The following is an 18,387-nucleotide window of genomic DNA, read 5'->3' as shown; positions in this document are numbered from 1 at the left end:
ATAACGTGGACTATCCAAAAAGTGTCCCCAGCGTCGGGCTGGTGAATGGAAAGTTTGTTGATGAAAATACTGTTTCCGGCGCGCCGGGATCTCTGATTTCCGCCAGTTGGGGGAACGCAGTAACCGATGAATTGCTAGCTGTTATCCGGGCTGCCCAGATCGATCCGAAAGAGGAGGATGTGGATCAGTTGCTGGAGGCTATTCGTTATATCGTTCAGAACGATGCGTATACCAAGAATCGCGTTTACAGCAAGGAAGAAATGGATGCCTTGTTGAAAAGTAACAACGTGGTTCCTGTCGGAATGATGGTGCCGTTTCCAAAGGCAGCTATTCCGCCTGGGTATCTTGAAGTCGATGGTAGCCTGCAGAGTATTGCTGCTTATCCTGATCTGGCTGCTTATCTGGGCACTAGCTACAACAAGGCAGGTGATCCTGCGGGTTACTTCCGTCTTCCTGAATCGCGTGGTGAGTTTCTGCGTGGATGGGATCATGGGCGGGGTGTGGATGCAAATCGGGCCTTAGGCAGTTCTCAGCTTGACGCCTTACAGAATATCACTGCCGTTCTTGGTCTTCGTGGCGGTACCTCAGCAGGTACTGGGGCTCTGGGGGGAGCTAGCGGAGCGATGTCTGTCTCATTCGGTTGGGGGGGAGAGGCTAATACGATCACTCGTGATGCTAATACTTCAGCTCGAAGCGACACTATTTTCTTTGACGCTTCAACGGTAGCAAGGACATCTACTGAAACACGTCCACGCAACCTGGCAGTCATGTGGTGCATCAAAGCCTGGAATGCGCCGACCAATCAGGGAAATATCGATATCGCTGCACTAAAGGCGCTTGCGGTACAGGCCACGGAAATCAATTGGGGATTGGGCAGGATCGCGACTCAGGCCGAGGTGAATGCCGGTGTGGATGACGCCCCAGTTGTAACTCCAAAAAAGCTGCGTTTCGGCTTCGCAATGAGCTTCACACCTGCAAGTGGTTATGTCTTGTTTCCGACTTGGCTGGGCGGTTTGCTGATCCAGTATGGCCGGGCGACTTTGGCTCCCGATACCTTTTCTACGCTGACTTGGCCTCTGGCCTGGCCGGATGCATGTTATGGCATTGCCGGTGCTGTGCATTCATCTCTTGAGCGCGTTGATGATGACATTACCCCGCAATATCGGAACCTCACTAAAACCAGCGTTATTCTTGATCGACAAGATAATGGTTTGGTTTTTACAACTCTTCGGGACGTCTTCGTTATAGGTATAGGAAAATAATCATGGCTATTTTTTATTGCGCTGAAACTGGCGGGTTCTATCTGTCAGGCATGCAGCCAGTCGGTAAGGACTGCAAAGAAATTACTGATGCGCAGCATGTTGAGCTCCGGGCAGCGAATGCGGCTGGAAAGATTATTGCTGCTGATGCCGACGGATTTCCTGTGGCAGTTAATCCCCCTGGTTTGACTGCCGAACAACTGGCGAACAAAGAGCGTGCGTGGCGGGATCAGGTGCTTTCGGCTGCATCTGGTGTAAGAGATCGTCACAGGGATCAACTGGAGTTGAATCTGTCGACGACTCTGGAGGCGGAGCAATTCACCGCGCTTCTGGTTTATATCCAGTCCTTGCGCGATTGGCCGCAGACTCAGGAGTTTCCCGATATTCTATTCCGCCCAACCGCCCCGACCTGGCTCGAAACCAACTGAACGCCCCGCACTGACGGGGCGTTTTCTTTAGTGTCTCTGGCATGGCTATCCCTCATGGTCAAACTTCTGCGCAGTTTCCATATGCGCTTGGTTGTGAGGGGCGTCTTGCTATGCCATCAAAGGATGGTTGATGGAGGTTACATGCCCATAACTCAACAACAGCTCCAGCAAATCCTCCCCAACGCAGGCTCTAAAGCCGGCGTTTTCATTTCCGCGCTCAATGCCGCCATGACCCGGTACAGCATCCTCACCCGGTTGCAGGTATCGGCTTTCATCGCACAGATCGGTCACGAATCCGGCCAGTTGCGGTATGTCCGTGAGCTGGGAAGTGACGATTACCTGAAGCGGTACGACACGGGGCAACTGGCGTTGCGCCTGGGTAATACGCCTGAAGACGATGATGATGGTCAGTTCTATCGTGGACGGGGGCTTATTCAGGTGACGGGCCGGGCGAACTATGTCGCCTGTGGTGAGGCGCTGGGGCTGGATCTGCTCAATCGCCCCGAGTTGCTCGAGCAACCGGAGCATGCCGCCATGTCCGCTGCCTGGTTCTGGGATCGGGCAAGGCTGAATGCTTTGGCTGACAAGGGGGATTTCCTGTTGATCACCAGGCGCATCAATGGCGGCACCCATGGTCTTGCGGATCGCGAAGCCTTGTATCAGCGCGCTTTGAAGGTGCTGTCATGACGACTCTGGATCTCCGCTCTGTGGTCCTGGCGATGTTGTGTGGCCTGGGGCTTGGCTTTTGGACTGCGTGGCAATGGCAGGCGCACAGTTACGGTCGGCAATTGGCCGAACAGGCCGGGATTCATCTGCGTGAACGCGAGCTTGCTTCCAGGGCGGTCATCGCCTGGCAGGAAGCTCAGCAGAAACTGCGGCGGGACATGGAGGCCCGCCTGCAAACCAACGATGCAACTCACTACAAGGAATTGAGCGATGCACAGAAACTTCAGGCTCAGTTGCGTAGTCGCCTGGCTACCTCTGATTTGCGGTTGTCAGTCCTCCTCGCCGCTCCCGCCAGTGGCGCTGGAAAGTCAGCCGTTGCCTCCTCCGGCAGCCTGGTTCATGGAGCCACGAGAGCCGAACTTGACCCAACGGCTGCTCAACGAGTTGTCGCCATCACCGATGACGGAGACCAGGGATTGATTGCGCTCAAGGCCTGTCAGGCCTATGTCCGCGAGATAGCCCGTTGATTTTCCTCTCGCCTTCCCAATGTGAGAGCACCGCAGCCGTGGGAGGCGGCTTGCCGGCGACAGGGCCGGTGAAGTCAAAGCATTTTTAGCGACTTCACACAGTTCTCGCCGGCAAGACACTTCCCGCTTCACAGCGTTCCCACCTCCGCGCAAGCGGCACACTCCCTTCCGTCCCCGCAGACACTGATCTGCCCCGCTAAAAGTCATCTGATCGGATACATGACCTGCTTTCCCCGGCACAATCATATTGCGCCGTGTGATTCGGTAAGTTAATGTCCCGAAACGTATAGATGAGACTCCTCCCGTGACGATTGTCAGCAAACTCTTGATGCGCGTTATCAAGGCCCACGCCCGTTGGCGTTGGCGCGCCTGACTATTTCTTTTCCGGCCAGCCCGGACCTGTACCTATATGCCTCCAACCCTTTGATGTATGCCGTCAGGTCATGTGTTTCGCTATGACCAGCGGTGAATACGCAAGCGGGTCCGAATTCGGAAGGCGTGAATAAAGTCAGTAAATTCAAAAGGTTGATAGCAACATGCTGCTGATGATCGATAACTACGACTCCTTTACCTATAACGTCGTGCAGTACCTCGGTGAACTGGGTGCCGACGTTAAAGTGATTCGTAACGATGAGCTGACCATTGCTCAGATCGAAGCCTTGAACCCGGAGCGCATTGTCGTCTCGCCAGGCCCTTGTACTCCCAACGAAGCCGGCGTCTCGCTTGAGGTGATTACTCACTTCGCGGGCAAACTGCCGATTCTGGGTGTTTGCCTGGGGCATCAGTCCATTGGTCAGGCGTTTGGTGGTGATGTGGTGCGCGCCCGTCAGGTCATGCACGGCAAGACCAGCCCTGTCGTCCATGAAGACAAGGGCGTGTTCAATGGCCTGAACCACCCTCTGGTCGTGACTCGTTACCATTCACTGGTAGTCAAGCTCGATACATTGCCTGATTGTCTGGAAGTCACCGCCTGGACCGCGCTTGAAGACGGTTCGGTTGACGAGATCATGGGGCTGCGCCACAAGACACTGAATATTGAAGGGGTGCAATTCCACCCCGAGTCGATCCTGACAGAGCAGGGGCATGAGCTGTTCGCCAACTTCCTCAAGCAGACCGGCGGCAGTCGTCAGGAGGACTTTTCATGAGTACGCCAATGAATATCAAGACCGCGCTTAACCGCGTCGTCAATCATCTGGACCTGAACACTGACGAGATGCGCGATGTCATGCGTGAAATCATGACAGGCCAATGCACGGAAGCGCAGATAGGCGCCTTCCTGATGGGCATGCGGATGAAAAGCGAAAGCATCGATGAAATCGTCGGTGCCGTCTCGGTCATGCGCGAGCTGGCAAACAAGGTTGAGCTTCAGTCCCTGGACAAGGTCGTGGATATCGTCGGAACGGGGGGCGATGGTGCAAACATCTTCAACGTCTCCACAGCCTCGGCATTCGTGATTTCGGCTGCGGGCTGTACGGTCGCCAAACACGGTAACCGTGCCGTTTCAGGCAAGAGCGGCAGTGCCGATCTGCTGGAAGCCGCGGGTGTGTATCTGAATCTCGATCCGGTTCAGGTCGCACGTTGCATCGACAGCGTGGGTATCGGCTTCATGTTTGCCCAGTCGCATCACAGCGCCATGAAGTATGCGGCCGGCCCCCGGCGCGATCTTGGGCTGCGCACCCTGTTCAATATGCTCGGCCCGCTTACGAATCCGGCTGGCGTTCGCCATCAGGTGGTGGGTGTGTTCAACCAGGCGTTGTGCCGCCCCTTGGCTGAAGTCCTGTCCCGCCTGGGCAGCAAACATGTGCTGGTGGTGCATTCCCAGGACGGTCTGGACGAGTTCAGTCTCGCGGCACCGACCTTTGTCGCTGAACTGAAGAACGGCGAAATCACCGAGTACTCTGTACAACCCGAAGACCTGGGCATCAAAAGCCAGAGCCTGTATGGCCTGGCTGTCGAAAGTCCGGCAGCCTCGCTTGAGCTGATTCGTGACGCCCTGGGCCGTCGCAAAACCGAAAGTGGGCAGAAGGCCTCGGAAATGATCGTGCTCAATGCCGGTGCGGCGCTCTATGCTGCTGATCATGCCTCCAGCCTTAAAGAAGGCGTAGAACTGGCACACGATTCCCTGCATACCGGCCTTGCCCGGGAAAAGCTGGATGAACTGGGTGCTTTCACGGCGGTATTCAAGCAGGAGAATGAAGGATGAGTGTGCCAACCGTACTGGAAAAAATTCTCGCCCGTAAAGCCGAGGAAGTGGCTGCTCGTCGTGCCATTGTGACTCTGGCAGAGCTGGAGCGGCAGGCGGCGGTGGCCGATGCTCCTCGTGGTTTTGCTACTGCCTTGATCGAACAGGCCAGAAGCAAGCATCCGGCGGTTATCGCCGAGATCAAGAAGGCCTCGCCGAGCAAAGGCGTGATCCGGGAAGACTTCCAGCCTGCCGAAATCGCCAGAAGCTATCAGGCCGGCGGTGCGACCTGCCTGTCGGTTTTGACCGATATCGATTTCTTCCAGGGCGCCGATGCCTATCTGCAGGAAGCCCGTGCAGCCTGCAAGCTGCCGGTGATCCGCAAGGACTTCATGATCGACCCGTATCAGGTGATCGAAGCCCGTGCTCTGGGCGCCGATTGCATCCTGTTGATCGTGGCGGCGCTGGATGACGTGAAAATGGCCGAGCTGGCGGCGGTTGCCAAAGGTGTCGGTCTGGACGTACTGGTTGAAGTTCATGATGGCGATGAGCTGGAGCGAGCGCTCAAGACGCTCGATACGCCGCTGGTCGGCGTGAACAACCGCAACCTGCATACTTTCGAGGTGAGCCTGGAAACCACGCTGGATCTGCTGCCGCGTATTCCTCGTGATCGACTGGTCATTACCGAGAGCGGCATCCTCAACCGGGCTGACGTTGAGCTGATGGAAATCAGCGATGTGTATTCATTCCTGGTGGGTGAGGCCTTCATGCGTGCCGAGCAGCCTGGAGCCGAGTTGCAGCGCTTGTTCTTCCCGGAGCGTGGCGTACCTGTCAGTGGTTCGGCTCTTGATTGAGCCGTAGATCATGTCGGTAGTCGACATCTGCATCGAAAAAGGCCTGCAGGCCGAGCAGGACCTGCTGGCGTCGGTGTGCGCCGGGGACTCGGATCATGGGCTGCTGTTCTGGCGCCCCACTGATCAGGCGCTGGTCATGCCACGCCGGATGAGTCGCCTGCCCGGCTTTACCGAGGCCAGTGAAACCCTTGCAGACAGCGGATGGCCTGTCCTGTTGCGCGAAACAGGCGGTGAGCCGGTGCCGCAATCCGCTGCGACCGTGAACATTGCCCTGGTCTACGCCCAACCGAGCAAGGATGCCGATCGGGACCGAATAGAAATCGCCTACCGGCGTTTGTGTCAGCCGATTCTGGATCTGTTGACTGAGCTGGGAGGTCAGGCCTCGTTGGGTGAGGTGGACGGCGCATTCTGTGACGGGCGCTTCAACGTCAACCTCGATGGACGCAAGATGGTCGGTACAGCCCAGCGCTGGCGTCAAAGCCAGGGTGGAACACGACCTGTGGTGCTGGCCCATGGCGCCTTGCTGCTGAATGACGAACGCCAGCAGATGGTGGCCGCCGTCAACCGTTTCAATGAGCTATGTGAGCTTGAGGCGCGGGTACGTGCCCAAAGTCATATTGCGCTGTATGAGGCCTTTCCCGAGGGCGACTTCAATGTTCTTGAGCGCCTGAGTCAGTCTTACCGGCAACTGCTGGCCGGGCTCTGAGCTGCACTGGGGTCAGCGGGTTCCGAACACCACCATGGTCTTGCCTTTGACGTCGACCAGTTGTTGTTCTTCCAGAGCCTTGAGCACGCGCCCGACCATTTCTCTCGAACAGCCAACGATACGCCCGATTTCCTGGCGGGTGACCTTGATCTGCATGCCATCGGGATGAGTCATGGCATCCGGTTGCCGGCACAGATCCAGCAATGTGCGGGCCACTCGGCCGGTCACGTCGAGGAAAGCCAGGTCGCCTACCTTGCGCGTCGTATTACGCAGACGATCAGCCATCTGGGCGCCAAGGGCATAGAGTATTTCTGGCTCCTGATGCGTCAGTTCGCGGAACTTGCAGTAAGAGATCTCGGCCACTTCACACTCGGTCTTGGCGCGAACCCACGCACTGCGTACGGTTTCATGGCCGGCCTGCTCGAAGAGTCCCAGTTCGCCGAAGAAATCCCCACTGTTGAGGTACGCGACGATCATCTCCCTGCCTTCCTCGTCCTCAATCAGGATCGTCACCGAGCCTTTGAGGATGATGAACAACGACTCGGATTTCTCGCCAGCGCAGATGATATTGCTCTTGGCGGCACAGCGACGACGTTGGGCATAGGGGAGAAGCTTTTCGAGACTCTTTATTTTTGGTGTCAAGGTGATTGCGACCATGCGTGTATTCCGAAAAAAGACTCTTCGCCAAGTGGCACTTTTATAGGTATCGGCTGCACTGGCATTCTCGCCAGCTTTTCGACGAGGGTTTAAGGTCATTTAAGACTTTTCCTACATATTGTCCGTAAAAAGCATTTTTAGAGGCACTTCCAGTGAAATCATGGGCCTGTGCTAAGCTGGCTACCCTTTTTTTAGCAGTGGAGTCTGGCGATGAAGGCACGCATCCAATGGGCTGGCGAAGCCATGTTCCTCGGCGAGTCCGGTAGCGGTCATGTAGTGGTAATGGACGGCCCGCCTGAAAGCGGCGGTCGCAATCTGGGTGTACGCCCGATGGAGATGGTGCTTATCGGTCTGGGCGGTTGCAGCAACTTCGATGTCGTCAGCATTCTCAAGAAGTCCCGTCAGCCTGTCGAAAGCTGTGAAGCCTTTCTTGAGGCCGAGCGTGCAAGCGAGGATCCCAAGGTTTTCACCAGGATCCATCTGCACTTTGTCGTCAAGGGGCGCGGCCTGAAAGAGGCCCAGGTCAAGCGTGCCATCGAGCTGTCGGCCGAGAAGTATTGTTCAGCGTCGATCATGCTGGGCAATGCCGGTGTAGAGATCACCCACGATTATGAAATTGTCGAGCTGGGCTGATACAGACATCCAACGATCATAAAAACGGCGCACACTCTGGCAGACGGCTTCCGACGTCTGCATAATGCGCGACTTTTTCAGGCGCGGCATGCATTGGTTTTCTGCTGCTGCGCCAGAACAGACAACCAAAATCGCCAACGCGAAGAGGTGTTAACCGTCCTACGCAGCTGAGTGCGTCTCATCTGACGGGCATGCTTGATCACGCGGCTGGCGCCGCACATATATAGAGAGTTTTTAACGGTGAAAAGCAAACTCAAGCTCCACGGGTTCAATAACCTGACAAAGACCTTGAGCTTCAATATCTATGACATCTGCTATGCGGAAACCCCGCAAGACCAGCAGGCCTACGTCGAGTACATCAACAGTGTGTACGACGCAGAACGCCTGACGCGGATTCTGACGGATGTTGTCGATATCATTGGTGCCAATATCCTGAACATCGCTCGTCAGGATTACGATCCGCAGGGCGCCAGTGTGACCATTCTGATCTCCGAGCAACCGGTAACACCTACCGAAAGCCAGATCGAAGAGTCGCCAGGTCCACTGCCGGAAACCATTCTGGCCCACCTGGACAAGAGCCACATTACGGTTCACACCTATCCGGAAATTCACCCGGTCGATGGGATCGCGACTTTCCGCGTGGACATCGATGTGTCGACCTGTGGCGTGATTTCACCGCTCAAAGCGCTGAACTACCTGATTCACAAGTTCGAGTCCGACATCGTGACGGTCGACTATCGCGTTCGTGGCTTCACACGTGATGTCGAAGGCAAGAAACACTTTATCGATCACGAGATCAACTCGATCCAGAACTACCTCTCCGAAGACACCCGCAACGGTTACCAGATGACCGATGTGAACGTGTATCAGGAGAACCTGTTCCACACCAAAATGCTGCTCAAGGAGTTTGAACTGGATAACTACCTGTTCGGCGACGCGACCAGCAACCTGTCTGCCGAGCAGCGCGAGCAGGTCACCGCCAAGGTGAAGCATGAAATGCTGGAAATCTTCTACGGCCGTAACGTGGCTGTCTGATTTCAGTGCAAACAGAAAAGGCGCCGATCAAGGCGCCTTTTTCATGTGTGGCAGAATGTCAGATCCGATACGTACTCTTGGTCATGACTTTGGCCAGGATGCTCATGCCGAACTTGACCGGGGCAGGGAAGCGAAAGCCGCCAGCGTCCAGCGCGGTTTCAGCGTGCTGTTCTTCGTCTATGCGCATCTGCTCCAGAATCGCCCGGGACTTTCCGTCCTCGGCGGGTATCTGCTCCAGATGTTCGTTCAGATGTTTGCAGACCTGATCTTCAGTCGCTGCCACAAATCCCAGGCTGACTTTATCGCTGATCAAGCCGGCAGCCGCACCGATTCCGAAGGACAAGCCATAGAACAGGGGATTGAGCACGCTGGTGTGGCTACCCAATTGATGAATACGCTGTTCACACCAGACCAGATGATCGATTTCCTCTTCAGCAGCGTGCTCCATGGCTTTGCGCACCTTGGGCAGCCTGGCGGTCAAGGCCTGGCCTTGGTACAGCGCCTGTGCGCAGACCTCACCGGTATGGTTGATGCGCATCAAGCCGGCTACATGCCGAGTGTCGACATCGTTCATTTTGTGTTCGGGGCGCAGAATGGCAGGTGAAGGCCGATGAGAATGTCCGCTTGAGGGCAGCAATGTGCGCATTGCGCTGTCGGCCTGCAGCAGAAGACGATCAAGGGGGGAGTAGTGACGTTCGGTAGCCATGGGCACCTCCGGATAGGTCCATGCTGGCCAGTTTACCCCAATCAGAGCCTTCAGGCTTGAGCTGGATCATCCTGCCAGGGCCGCTCAAGGGCATCGACAGGATGCAAGTTATTGAAAAACAGGCTCAGCCCGGCGGCCAGTTCATCTGACGCTGACCCAGAACATGCATGTGAATGTGATAAACGGTCTGTCCACCGAGTTCATTGCAGTTCATGACAACGCGAAAACCTTCTTCGCAACCCAGTTCTTTTGCCAGCCGTTGCGCCGTGAAAAGGATATGGCCTGCCAGGCCTTTGTCTTCTTCGGTCAGGTCATTGAGGGTGCGAATGGGTTTTTTCGGGATGACCAGAAAATGCACGGGTGCCTGAGGGGCGATGTCGTGGAAGGCCAGTACCTGATCGTCTTCGTAGATGATCCTGGCCGGTATTTCCCGGTTGATGATCTTGGTAAACAAAGTATCCACAGCCGTTTGCTCCTTTTGGGTGGATGGGGCATGGCCGGTCAAAAGCCCTGCGCCAATGAAGTCGAGTTTACTGGGCGATAACGTTTTGTCACTCAGCGTGGGCAGCAGGCCTTGTTGATCAAGCCGCTGATTTGACGAACCAGCCAGCGCGACCCCAACCGCGGGCTGAATGCCCATAACCTGTTACGCAGCCTGGGGATGATAACAGCCTTGTTTTTTGCCAGCGCGCGTACGGTATACAGTGCCACCTCTTCGGGGGTCATCATCTTCTTGTCGTTCACGTTGATCTGAGCCGTGCGAAAGAAGGGAGTACGAGTCGGGCCAGGGCAAAGCACCGACACTTTTACCCCGTTTTTCTTCACCTCTTCGCGTAATCCTTCGGAAAAGTGCAGCACGTAAGCCTTGCTCGCGTAATAGGTGCTCATCCATGGTCCGGGCTGGAAAGCTGCCACCGAGGCCACGTTGAGAATCTGCCCACCGCCTTGCAGCGCCATCAAGTTGCCAACGGTATGACACAGGCGAGTCAGGGCCAGGATATTCAGGTCTATCAGGTCCTGCTCGGCAGCCCACTCCTGGGCCAGAAACGGACCGCAAGTTCCGATGCCCGCACTATTGACCAGTAGATCGATCTGATGGGCGCCATCCTCCAGCTCCAGCAGGAAGCCTGAAAGACGCAGCGGCTCACCCAGATCGCACGCACGAAACAGCACCTCGACGCCAAAGCGCTGGGTCAGTTCGATGGCAATACTTTCCAGGCGATCGCGATGGCGGGCGACCAGCAGCAGATTGTGCCCGCGACGTGCCAGAGCTTCGGCCATGGCCAGGCCGATACCGCTGGAAGCGCCTGTGATCAGGGCGTAACGGGTCATGCATTTCTCCATTGAACGTATTGCAACCGACATTTTTGGTGTCGGGTCATGAGCAACGTATTACGTAGTGTCTGCTTTAAATCAAAGCTTTTGTCCGGGGACTGACGGGGCAGGCAGGGCCTCATCGCTGTCGGAGTCATCATCATAAGGCAGGGATTGTTCATATTCGCTGGCTGTGGTCTCGAGTTCATTCTTCACGGCATCGAGACCATTGTTGAGCATGATTGTGATGAACAGCGCGATAAAGGCAATCCACAGGCACGCCAGTACTTTTACGGCATTCGAGTTCGGTGGTGGCGCAGGGCCATATTTGTTGGGGCCTTTTGTGCCCGGTATGAGCACCATCACGAATGGAAAGATACCGCTAATTACGGGCACGAGGTTTAGCAGCAAGAGCCAGCCCGACCAACCCGCATCGTGCAGACGCTGTACGCCCATCTGCACACTGAGGATGACGAATGCGGCGAAGGCTACAGTGCTCAAGAGCCCGCCGCCAATCAATGAAACGCTCATGAGTGAGATGCAGACACCTATTGTCGCAAGGCCCGCGACTATCAATACCAGGCTCCAGGCCAGATAGCGCAAGCGCCCGATACGGCCTTCGATGCTGAATACCTTGAGCGTCGAGTGCTCGGGCAGCTCAGGAGTGACGGGTGCTTTGGGGGGCGCGTAGGGCGAGGTTGCCGGGGAGGGTTCTACGGGAGCGCGATAGGGTTTTGGCTCATCAACTTCATCCAGGCTCAGGCTGATTGCCGGGTCGGGCTCTATGCGGGCCTCGACGCCTGCATCGTTGAGCGCCTGGATATACCTCTGGGCATCTGCTTGAGACAGCCCGCGCTTGAGGGATACAGGCGTGCCGTTGAACAGCCTCTCGACGGCCGAGGTTTCACTCTTGAACAATTGGGCCAGGTTGAGTTTTGCAGTTTCCAGCTCAACGCCATTACGCAACTGCCCTTCAAACATGATCTTGAAGTGGGTATCGGCCATCAAGGGCTTCCTTGTCTCGGTATCAGGGTGTAGCGCGGGCAGCCACTACAGGCATGGCCGCCCGGTATTGATCAGAACGGTTTGACGACGACCAGAATGACGACAGCCAGCAGTATCACTACAGGGACTTCATTGAACCAGCGATAAAACACATGGCTGCGGCCATTCTCGCCACGGGCGAAGCGTTTTACCTGTGCGCCGCACATGTGGTGGTAGCCGATGAGCAGGAAAACCAGCGTCAGCTTCGCATGCATCCAGCCCTGGCTGAAATACCCGGACGGACTGAAACTGATCAGCCAGCCGCCGAAAATCAGCGTGGCGATCATGGCAGGCCCCATGATGCCTCGGTACAGCTTGCGCTCCATCACGCTGAAGCGTTCCTTGCTGACGGTGTCCTCGCTCATTGAGTGGTAGACGAACAGCCTCGGCAGATAGAACAGGCCTGCAAACCAGCAGACCATCGATACGATGTGAAGCGCTTTGATCCATAAGAAGAGCATTTTTTAGTTATCCCCAGGTTCACGGTGGGCAAATAGTAGTGGGTTGCGTGTCCATACGTCACGTTGTCGGTTGTCGCAGAGGCGATAGGCCCATATCATCGACGGCTTTCCAGTTGTTTCGTTGAGGGCAGGTTATGGTCAAGGTCGGTATCGTCGGCGGCACGGGTTACACCGGGGTCGAGCTGCTGCGTCTGTTGGCACAGCATCCGCAAGCAGAAGTGGTCGTTATTACCTCTCGCTCGGAGGCCGGACTTGCCGTAGCCGACATGTACCCGAACCTGCGAGGCCATTACGACGGCCTGGCTTTCAGCGCTCCGGACGTCAAGACTCTTGGCGCATGTGACGTTGTGTTCTTCGCCACGCCTCACGGTGTTGCCCACGCTCTGGCGGGTGAACTGCTGGCAGCCGGCACAAAGGTTATCGACCTCTCGGCAGACTTCCGTCTGCAAGACCCGGTCGAGTGGGCCAAATGGTACGGTCAGCCACATGGCGCGCCTGAACTGCTGAAGGATGCCGTATACGGTTTGCCTGAGGTCAATCGCGAGCAGATCAAGAATGCACGCCTGATTGCTGTGCCGGGCTGCTATCCGACCGCAACTCAGCTGGGTTTCCTGCCTTTGCTGGAAGCGGGCCTTGCGGATAACTCCCGCCTGATTGCCGACTGCAAGTCGGGTGTCAGTGGCGCCGGTCGCGGTCTGAGCCTTGGCTCGCTGTACTCGGAGGCCAACGAAAGCTTCAAGGCTTATGCCGTCAAAGGCCATCGCCATCTGCCGGAAATCAGCCAGGGTCTGCGTCGCGCCGCAGGCGGCGATGTGGGGCTGACGTTTGTGCCGCACCTGACGCCGATGATCCGCGGCATTCACTCCACGCTGTATGCAACCGTTGCCGACAAGTCGGTGGACTTACAGGCGCTGTTCGAGAAGCGTTACGCCGATGAGCCTTTCGTCGATGTCATGCCAGCAGGCAGCCACCCCGAAACGCGCAGTGTGCGTGGTGCAAACGTCTGCCGCATTGCCGTTCACCGTCCACAGGGCGGTGATCTGGTTGTCGTGCTGTCGGTCATCGACAACCTGGTCAAGGGCGCATCGGGCCAGGCGGTACAGAACCTGAACATCCTGTTCGGTCTGGACGAGCGTGCAGGTCTGTCGCACGCAGGAATGATGCCTTGAGCTACAAGCTACAAGCTACAAGCTACAAGCTACAAGCTACAAGCTACAAGCTACAAGCACTTGCGGCTTGTAGCTTGACCGCTTGCTACTGCTCTTCACTTCAATAGTTGACCAGTTTTCTAGGAGAAGCGGATAATGCCCGTCATTACGCATTATGACGGCTTAACGCCGGGAGATATCTGACATGAGCGTCGAATCCTTTACTCCTACAGCTCTGGAGTTCACCCCAGGAGCCGCGCACAAGGTGAAAACCCTGGTCGATGAAGAGGGCAATGATCGCCTGAAACTGCGCGTTTTCGTGACGGGCGGTGGTTGTTCCGGTTTTCAGTATGGCTTCACCTTCGATGAAGATGTTGCGGATGACGATACCGTCGTCGAGCGTGAAGGCGTTAGCCTGGTTGTCGATCCAATGAGCTTCCAGTATCTGGCTGGTGCTGAAGTGGACTATCAGGAAGGTCTGGAAGGCTCGCGTTTCGTGATCAAGAATCCGAACGCCTCTACCACTTGTGGTTGTGGTTCTTCGTTCTCGATCTGATCCGTGTATCGCTTCATATGAAAACGCCGCGCATATGCGCGGCGTTTTTCATTCTGCCATCCCGTCAGGCGGGATAGATGGCGCCCAGTACCCGCAGCCCTCTGGCTCCGGTTACCGTTGGCCGGTTGGCCGGTACGCTTTCCAGGCAGCAATGCGCCAGCCAGGCAAACGCCATGGCTTCGACCCAGTCAGGATCAACACCGAATTTTGCGGTGCTGCTGACTTTCGTCTCCGGCAACAGCGCTGCCAGTCGGTTCATCAGCGCCACGTTATGGGCACCGCCGCCACACACCAGAAGCTCGCTGGTACTGGATTGTGCCGATTGCAACGACTCGGTGATGGTCAGTGCGGTCAGCTCAAGCAGTGTCGCCTGTACGTTTTCCGGCGCAATGCTCGGCAACTGGAACAGGTGATGATGCAGCCAGCCGAGGTTGAAGACTTCACGACCAGTGCTCTTCGGACCTTTGGTCAGGAAGAACTGATCGCTCAGCAGGCCTTTTAGCAGTGCAGGCTCGACCTGACCGCTGGCGGCCCATGCGCCATCTTTATCGAAGCTCTGGTTACGCTGCGACTGTATCCAGGCATCCAGCAACACGTTGCCTGGCCCGCAATCGAAACCAGAAACCGGGCGATCTGACTCAATGATGCTCAGGTTGCTGAAACCGCCGATGTTCAGCACGGCGCGGCGATCTTTATTGTCGTCGAACAATGCTTCATGGAAGGCGGGAACCAATGGCGCGCCCTGACCACCAGCAGCGATATCACGACGGCGGAAGTCACTGACCACGGTAATTTCAGTCAGCTCGGCAAGTAGAGCAGGGTTACCGATCTGAATGCTGAAGCCGCGTCCCGGTTCATGACGAATGGTCTGGCCATGGCTGCCGATAGCGCGTATCTGGCCGGCAACCATGTTCTGCTCTTCCAGCAGGGTCGCGACGCCTTGTGCTACCAGCTTTACCCATTTCTGCTCGGCAATGGCAGCGCGTGCAAGTTCATCCGCGCCGCTTGAGCAAAGGCCGAGCAATTCGGCATACAGATCTTCCGGCATCGGAATGTAATGAGTCGCCAGGAGTCTTGGACGATCATCCTGCTCCAATAGGGCGATATCTATCCCATCGAGGCTGCTGCCGGACATCACACCTATATAGAAGAAGGCCATGGATTACCTTTTATTAGAGGCCAGTGTAGTGGCCTTTTCCTGGTCCATGCGCGCCATCAACGGTTGGCTTTGCTGCATGAACCGCTGTTTTTCGGATTTGGCGATCGGGTCCGCCATCGGAAGTTTCTGACCCAGCGGATCGACGTGGACACCATTGACCTGGAACTCATAGTGCAGGTGCGGGCCTGTCGACAAGCCGGTTGTTCCAATATAGCCGATCACCTGACCTTGCTTGACTGTTCCGCCGGTTTGTACGCCTTTGGCGAAGCCTTGCATGTGTCCGTACAGCGTGCGGTAAGTCTCGCCGTGCTGAATGATGACGGTATTGCCGTACCCGCCGCGACGTCCGGCCAGAAGGACCTTGCCATCGCCAGTCGCCTTGATGGGCGTACCGCGTGGCGCGGCATAGTCGACGCCTTTGTGAGCGCGGATCTTGTTCAGGATCGGGTGCTTGCGGCCCATGGAGAACATCGAGCTGATGCGTGCGAAGTCTACCGGTGTGCGGATGAAGGCCTTGCGCATGCTGTTGCCGTCAGCGGTGTAGTAATTGGTATTGCCTTGCTTGTTGGTGTAGCGAATGGCGGTGTAGGTCTTGCCACGATTCGTGAAGCGGGCAGAGAGGATATTGCCGGTGCCGACAGTCTTGCCATTGATTACTTTTTGCTCATAAACCACATCGAATTCGTCGCCCTTGCGAATGTCCTGGGCGAAGTCGATGTCGTAGCCAAAAATATTGGCCATATCCATGGTCATGCTGTGGGACAGGCCGGCGCGCTGGGCCGACAAGGACAGCGAGCTGTTGATGACAGCGTGAGCATAGGTGTCACGGACTGTCGGCTTGCTGACTTCGCGGTTGAACGTGAAGCCTGCATCCGTTCTGGAGAGGCTGATGGTCTCCAGTTCGCTGAGCTTGCTATGCAACTGGTTGAGCTGGCCGTCAGATGAAAGCTCGAACTGGAGAACCTGACCGTTCTGCAATTTGCTGAACTGCTTGGCCTGTTTGTCGCTGGCCATCACTTCATGCACCGTCGTGGCGGGCAGCCCGACCTTTTCAAACAGGGTGGACAAGGTATCGCCCTTGGCGACTACGACTTCCCTGTGGTTGGGGCCTTTTACGTCTGTAGCGGGGGATTGCGGCTGAGCAGAAGCGTTTTCCCGGGACTGATTCTCACCGTTATCGATCTGGGCAAATGGTGAAACAGTGCCTTCAGGTGTGGCTTGGGTGTCTTGCTGAGCGTCTTGGTCTTGTGCGGTTTGATCAGCAGGTGTTTCCAGATCAAGAACCAGATTGGTTCGTTTCGCTTCAACTTCGCTGGAAGGAAATACCAGAAGGGCCAGGCTCAGCAATGCAGCAATGCCGCTTGCAGCGAGCAGGTGGCTCTTCGGATAAAGCGGGGGCGCTTTAGGCGGTGGCGTGTCGATCATAAGTAATTTGACTTTGAAAAAGGTGAAATGGAAAAGATGAATGACATGATGAAGATGAAATAACTGTATAAAATATAACCAAATCCAGCCCGAAGCAACCCTGCTTACGTATCGGTCTCCGATTCGTGGCCGTATGCCGGGCAAAAACTTGTAATTGGGCTCTGATCTTGTATGGTTGGTTCCCTTTAAATTGGGGGCTGATATGAAGTCGGTTGAAGAGCAGCTTGCGCTTATAAAGCGTGGCGCGGATGAACTCCTGGTCGAGGCCGAACTGGTCGCCAAACTCAAGCGCGGTCAGCCGCTGCGAATCAAGGCGGGCTTCGATCCTACGGCGCCCGACCTGCACCTGGGTCATACCGTCCTTATTAACAAGCTTCGCCAGTTCCAGGATCTGGGGCATCAGGTCATTTTTCTGATCGGCGACTTCACCGGGATGATTGGCGACCCGAGCGGCAAAAGTGCGACTCGTCCTCCGCTGACGCGCGAGCAGGTTCTGGATTACGCCGAGACCTACAAGGCCCAGGTCTTCAAGATCCTCGATCCGGCCAAGACCGAAGTCGCGTTCAACTCCACATGGATGGACAAGCTCAGCCCGGCTGACTTCATTCGTCTGTCTTCGCAGTACACCGTGGCGCGGATGCTGGAGCGTGACGACTTCGACAAGCGTTACAAGAGCAATCAGCCGATCGCCATTCATGAGTTCCTGTATCCGTTGGTGCAAGGCTACGACTCTGTCGCGTTGCGTGCGGATGTCGAGCTTGGTGGTACCGACCAGAAATTCAACCTGTTGATGGGGCGCGAGCTTCAACGTGCCTATGGCCAGGAAACGCAGTGCATTCTGACCATGCCTTTGCTGGAAGGGCTGGACGGCGTCAAGAAGATGTCCAAGTCGCTGGGTAACTATGTGGGGATCCAGGAAGCGCCGGGTGTCATCTATAGCAAGCTGGTTTCCATTCCTGATGCCTTGATGTGGCGCTACTTCGAATTGCTGAGCTTCCGCTCCATGGAAGAGATCAATGAGTTCAAGGCGGCGTGCGAGGCGGGGGCAAACCCTCGTGACATCAAGATCAAGCTCGCCGAAGAGATTGTGGCTCGCTTCCATGGTGAAGAAGCTGCGGCGACTGCTCATCGCTCTGCGGGTAACCGTATGAAAGACGGTGAGCTGCCAGACGACTTGCCGGAAATTTCTGTCGGCGCGACTGAAGATATGCCTGTGGCAGCCGTCCTTAATAAGGCAGGCCTCGTGAAGAACTCAGCAGTCGCTCGCGATTTGCTGGCTTCCGGTGGTGTGCGTATAGATGGTGAGGTTGTTGATCGCAGCTTTATCTTCAAGGTAGGCGCTACTCATGTCTGCCAGGCCGGGAAGAAGGCTTTCGGGCGTATTACCCTTAATCTGGAATAAAACTTAAATTAACGGTTGACGGGCGATTTAATGTCTCTATAATTCGCCCCACTTCCGGCGCAGACGGAACTGAAAAAGCCTTGTATATCAATAGTTTACAAGTGTTTATCAGGTTCTGGAGTGGCTTCGGAAGTGCTTCGGTCGCAGCCTGATCGATAGCGGTTCGAGAAAGAGTTTGACACTGCCTTCGGGTGCTGTAGAATTCGCCTCCCGCTAACGAGCAAC

General features: G+C 56.1%; 21 protein-coding genes. 13 read left to right on the top strand and 8 right to left on the bottom strand.

The genetic code is table 11. The features are described 5' to 3' along the window. The first annotated feature begins 5 nt into the window (after positions 1–5). The 8 genes from Q6A51_RS24810 to Q6A51_RS24775 all read left to right on the top strand — a co-directional run bounded on the left by Q6A51_RS24810 (position 6) and on the right by Q6A51_RS24775 (position 6,622). Positions 6–1,262, top strand: a complete 1,257-nt coding sequence (locus Q6A51_RS24810) for a phage tail protein (RefSeq protein WP_095068312.1) — start codon at positions 6–8, stop codon at positions 1,260–1,262. A 2-nt stretch (positions 1,263–1,264) separates the two neighbouring features. Then, positions 1,265–1,687, top strand: coding sequence for a tail fiber assembly protein (locus Q6A51_RS24805; RefSeq protein ID WP_095068313.1), 423 nt, complete (start codon positions 1,265–1,267; stop codon positions 1,685–1,687). 141 nt (positions 1,688–1,828) lie between these two features. Beyond that, complete coding sequence (locus Q6A51_RS24800; RefSeq protein WP_201004869.1) at positions 1,829–2,374, top strand: glycoside hydrolase family 19 protein; 546 nt, start codon at positions 1,829–1,831, stop codon at positions 2,372–2,374. Beyond that, positions 2,371–2,880, top strand: coding sequence for a lysis system i-spanin subunit Rz (locus Q6A51_RS24795; protein WP_304575958.1), 510 nt, complete (start codon positions 2,371–2,373; stop codon positions 2,878–2,880). The genes Q6A51_RS24800 and Q6A51_RS24795 overlap by 4 nt, the downstream gene beginning before the upstream one ends. A gap of 536 nt (positions 2,881–3,416) precedes the next feature. Beyond that, positions 3,417–4,025, top strand: coding sequence for an aminodeoxychorismate/anthranilate synthase component II (locus Q6A51_RS24790; RefSeq protein WP_201004865.1), 609 nt, complete (start codon positions 3,417–3,419; stop codon positions 4,023–4,025). Between the two features lie 8 nt (positions 4,026–4,033). Next, complete coding sequence (gene trpD, locus Q6A51_RS24785) at positions 4,034–5,083, top strand: anthranilate phosphoribosyltransferase (protein ID WP_201005188.1); 1,050 nt, start codon at positions 4,034–4,036, stop codon at positions 5,081–5,083. After that, positions 5,080–5,916, top strand: a complete 837-nt coding sequence (gene trpC / locus Q6A51_RS24780; protein ID WP_201004863.1) for an indole-3-glycerol phosphate synthase TrpC — start codon at positions 5,080–5,082, stop codon at positions 5,914–5,916. Before trpD ends, trpC begins: the two co-directional genes overlap by 4 nt. Positions 5,917–5,926: 10 nt before the next feature. Then, on the top strand, positions 5,927–6,622 hold the full coding sequence (locus Q6A51_RS24775; RefSeq protein WP_201020387.1) for a lipoate--protein ligase family protein: 696 nt from the start codon (positions 5,927–5,929) through the stop codon (positions 6,620–6,622). Between the two features lie 12 nt (positions 6,623–6,634). Here the strand turns inward: Q6A51_RS24775 and crp are convergent, their stop codons facing one another. Further along, entirely contained in the window at positions 6,635–7,279 is a 645-nt protein-coding gene (gene crp / locus Q6A51_RS24770) for a cAMP-activated global transcriptional regulator CRP (protein WP_201004860.1), read from the bottom strand. A gap of 210 nt (positions 7,280–7,489) precedes the next feature. Between crp and Q6A51_RS24765 the strand changes: the two genes are divergently transcribed. Next, positions 7,490–7,912, top strand: a complete 423-nt coding sequence (locus Q6A51_RS24765) for an OsmC family protein (RefSeq protein WP_304575957.1) — start codon at positions 7,490–7,492, stop codon at positions 7,910–7,912. Between the two features lie 240 nt (positions 7,913–8,152). Next, a complete protein-coding gene (gene speD / locus Q6A51_RS24760) occupies positions 8,153–8,947 on the top strand; it encodes an adenosylmethionine decarboxylase (protein ID WP_201004852.1) in 795 nt (264 codons plus the stop codon). A 58-nt stretch (positions 8,948–9,005) separates the two neighbouring features. Here the strand turns inward: speD and coq7 are convergent, their stop codons facing one another. The 5 genes from coq7 to hemJ all read right to left on the bottom strand — a co-directional run bounded on the left by coq7 (position 9,006) and on the right by hemJ (position 12,472). Beyond that, positions 9,006–9,653: a 2-polyprenyl-3-methyl-6-methoxy-1,4-benzoquinone monooxygenase gene (coq7, locus tag Q6A51_RS24755; RefSeq protein ID WP_201004850.1), complete on the bottom strand. Its 648-nt coding sequence runs from the start codon at positions 9,651–9,653 to the stop codon at positions 9,006–9,008. Between the two features lie 124 nt (positions 9,654–9,777). Then, positions 9,778–10,116, bottom strand: a complete 339-nt coding sequence (locus Q6A51_RS24750) for a histidine triad nucleotide-binding protein (protein ID WP_201004848.1) — start codon at positions 10,114–10,116, stop codon at positions 9,778–9,780. A 92-nt stretch (positions 10,117–10,208) separates the two neighbouring features. Further along, on the bottom strand, positions 10,209–10,985 hold the full coding sequence (locus tag Q6A51_RS24745) for an SDR family NAD(P)-dependent oxidoreductase (RefSeq protein ID WP_201020388.1): 777 nt from the start codon (positions 10,983–10,985) through the stop codon (positions 10,209–10,211). A gap of 81 nt (positions 10,986–11,066) precedes the next feature. Beyond that, a complete protein-coding gene (locus Q6A51_RS24740) occupies positions 11,067–11,972 on the bottom strand; it encodes a DUF805 domain-containing protein (protein WP_304575956.1) in 906 nt (301 codons plus the stop codon). Positions 11,973–12,043: 71 nt separating this feature from the next. Then, on the bottom strand, positions 12,044–12,472 hold the full coding sequence (gene hemJ / locus Q6A51_RS24735; RefSeq protein WP_201004842.1) for a protoporphyrinogen oxidase HemJ: 429 nt from the start codon (positions 12,470–12,472) through the stop codon (positions 12,044–12,046). 134 nt (positions 12,473–12,606) lie between these two features. On the opposite strand from hemJ, the gene argC reads away from it, so the two are divergent. Both argC and erpA read left to right on the top strand, forming a co-directional pair. Next, positions 12,607–13,641: an N-acetyl-gamma-glutamyl-phosphate reductase gene (gene argC, locus Q6A51_RS24730; protein WP_201004840.1), complete on the top strand. Its 1,035-nt coding sequence runs from the start codon at positions 12,607–12,609 to the stop codon at positions 13,639–13,641. A gap of 184 nt (positions 13,642–13,825) precedes the next feature. Continuing rightward, the gene (erpA, locus tag Q6A51_RS24725; protein WP_025262070.1) at positions 13,826–14,176 is read left to right on the top strand and encodes an iron-sulfur cluster insertion protein ErpA; all 351 of its coding nucleotides are present in this window, start codon (positions 13,826–13,828) and stop codon (positions 14,174–14,176) included. A gap of 64 nt (positions 14,177–14,240) precedes the next feature. On the opposite strand, the gene Q6A51_RS24720 is transcribed toward erpA, so the two are convergent. Then, entirely contained in the window at positions 14,241–15,335 is a 1,095-nt protein-coding gene (locus Q6A51_RS24720; protein WP_201020391.1) for an anhydro-N-acetylmuramic acid kinase, read from the bottom strand. Between the two features lie 3 nt (positions 15,336–15,338). Next, entirely contained in the window at positions 15,339–16,760 is a 1,422-nt protein-coding gene (locus Q6A51_RS24715) for a peptidoglycan DD-metalloendopeptidase family protein (RefSeq protein ID WP_201020392.1), read from the bottom strand. A gap of 202 nt (positions 16,761–16,962) precedes the next feature. Between Q6A51_RS24715 and tyrS the strand changes: the two genes are divergently transcribed. After that, positions 16,963–18,162, top strand: coding sequence for a tyrosine--tRNA ligase (gene tyrS / locus Q6A51_RS24710; RefSeq protein WP_201020393.1), 1,200 nt, complete (start codon positions 16,963–16,965; stop codon positions 18,160–18,162). Positions 18,163–18,387: the final 225 nt, after the last annotated feature.

Origin of the sequence: Pseudomonas serbiensis (assembly GCF_030580745.1) — a bacterium.
In the GTDB taxonomy this organism is placed as follows: Bacteria; Pseudomonadota; Gammaproteobacteria; order Pseudomonadales; family Pseudomonadaceae; genus Aquipseudomonas; species Aquipseudomonas serbiensis.
The sequence above is the reverse complement of the archived record's forward strand: the minus strand, read 5'-3'. Positions and strand labels throughout refer to the sequence as shown.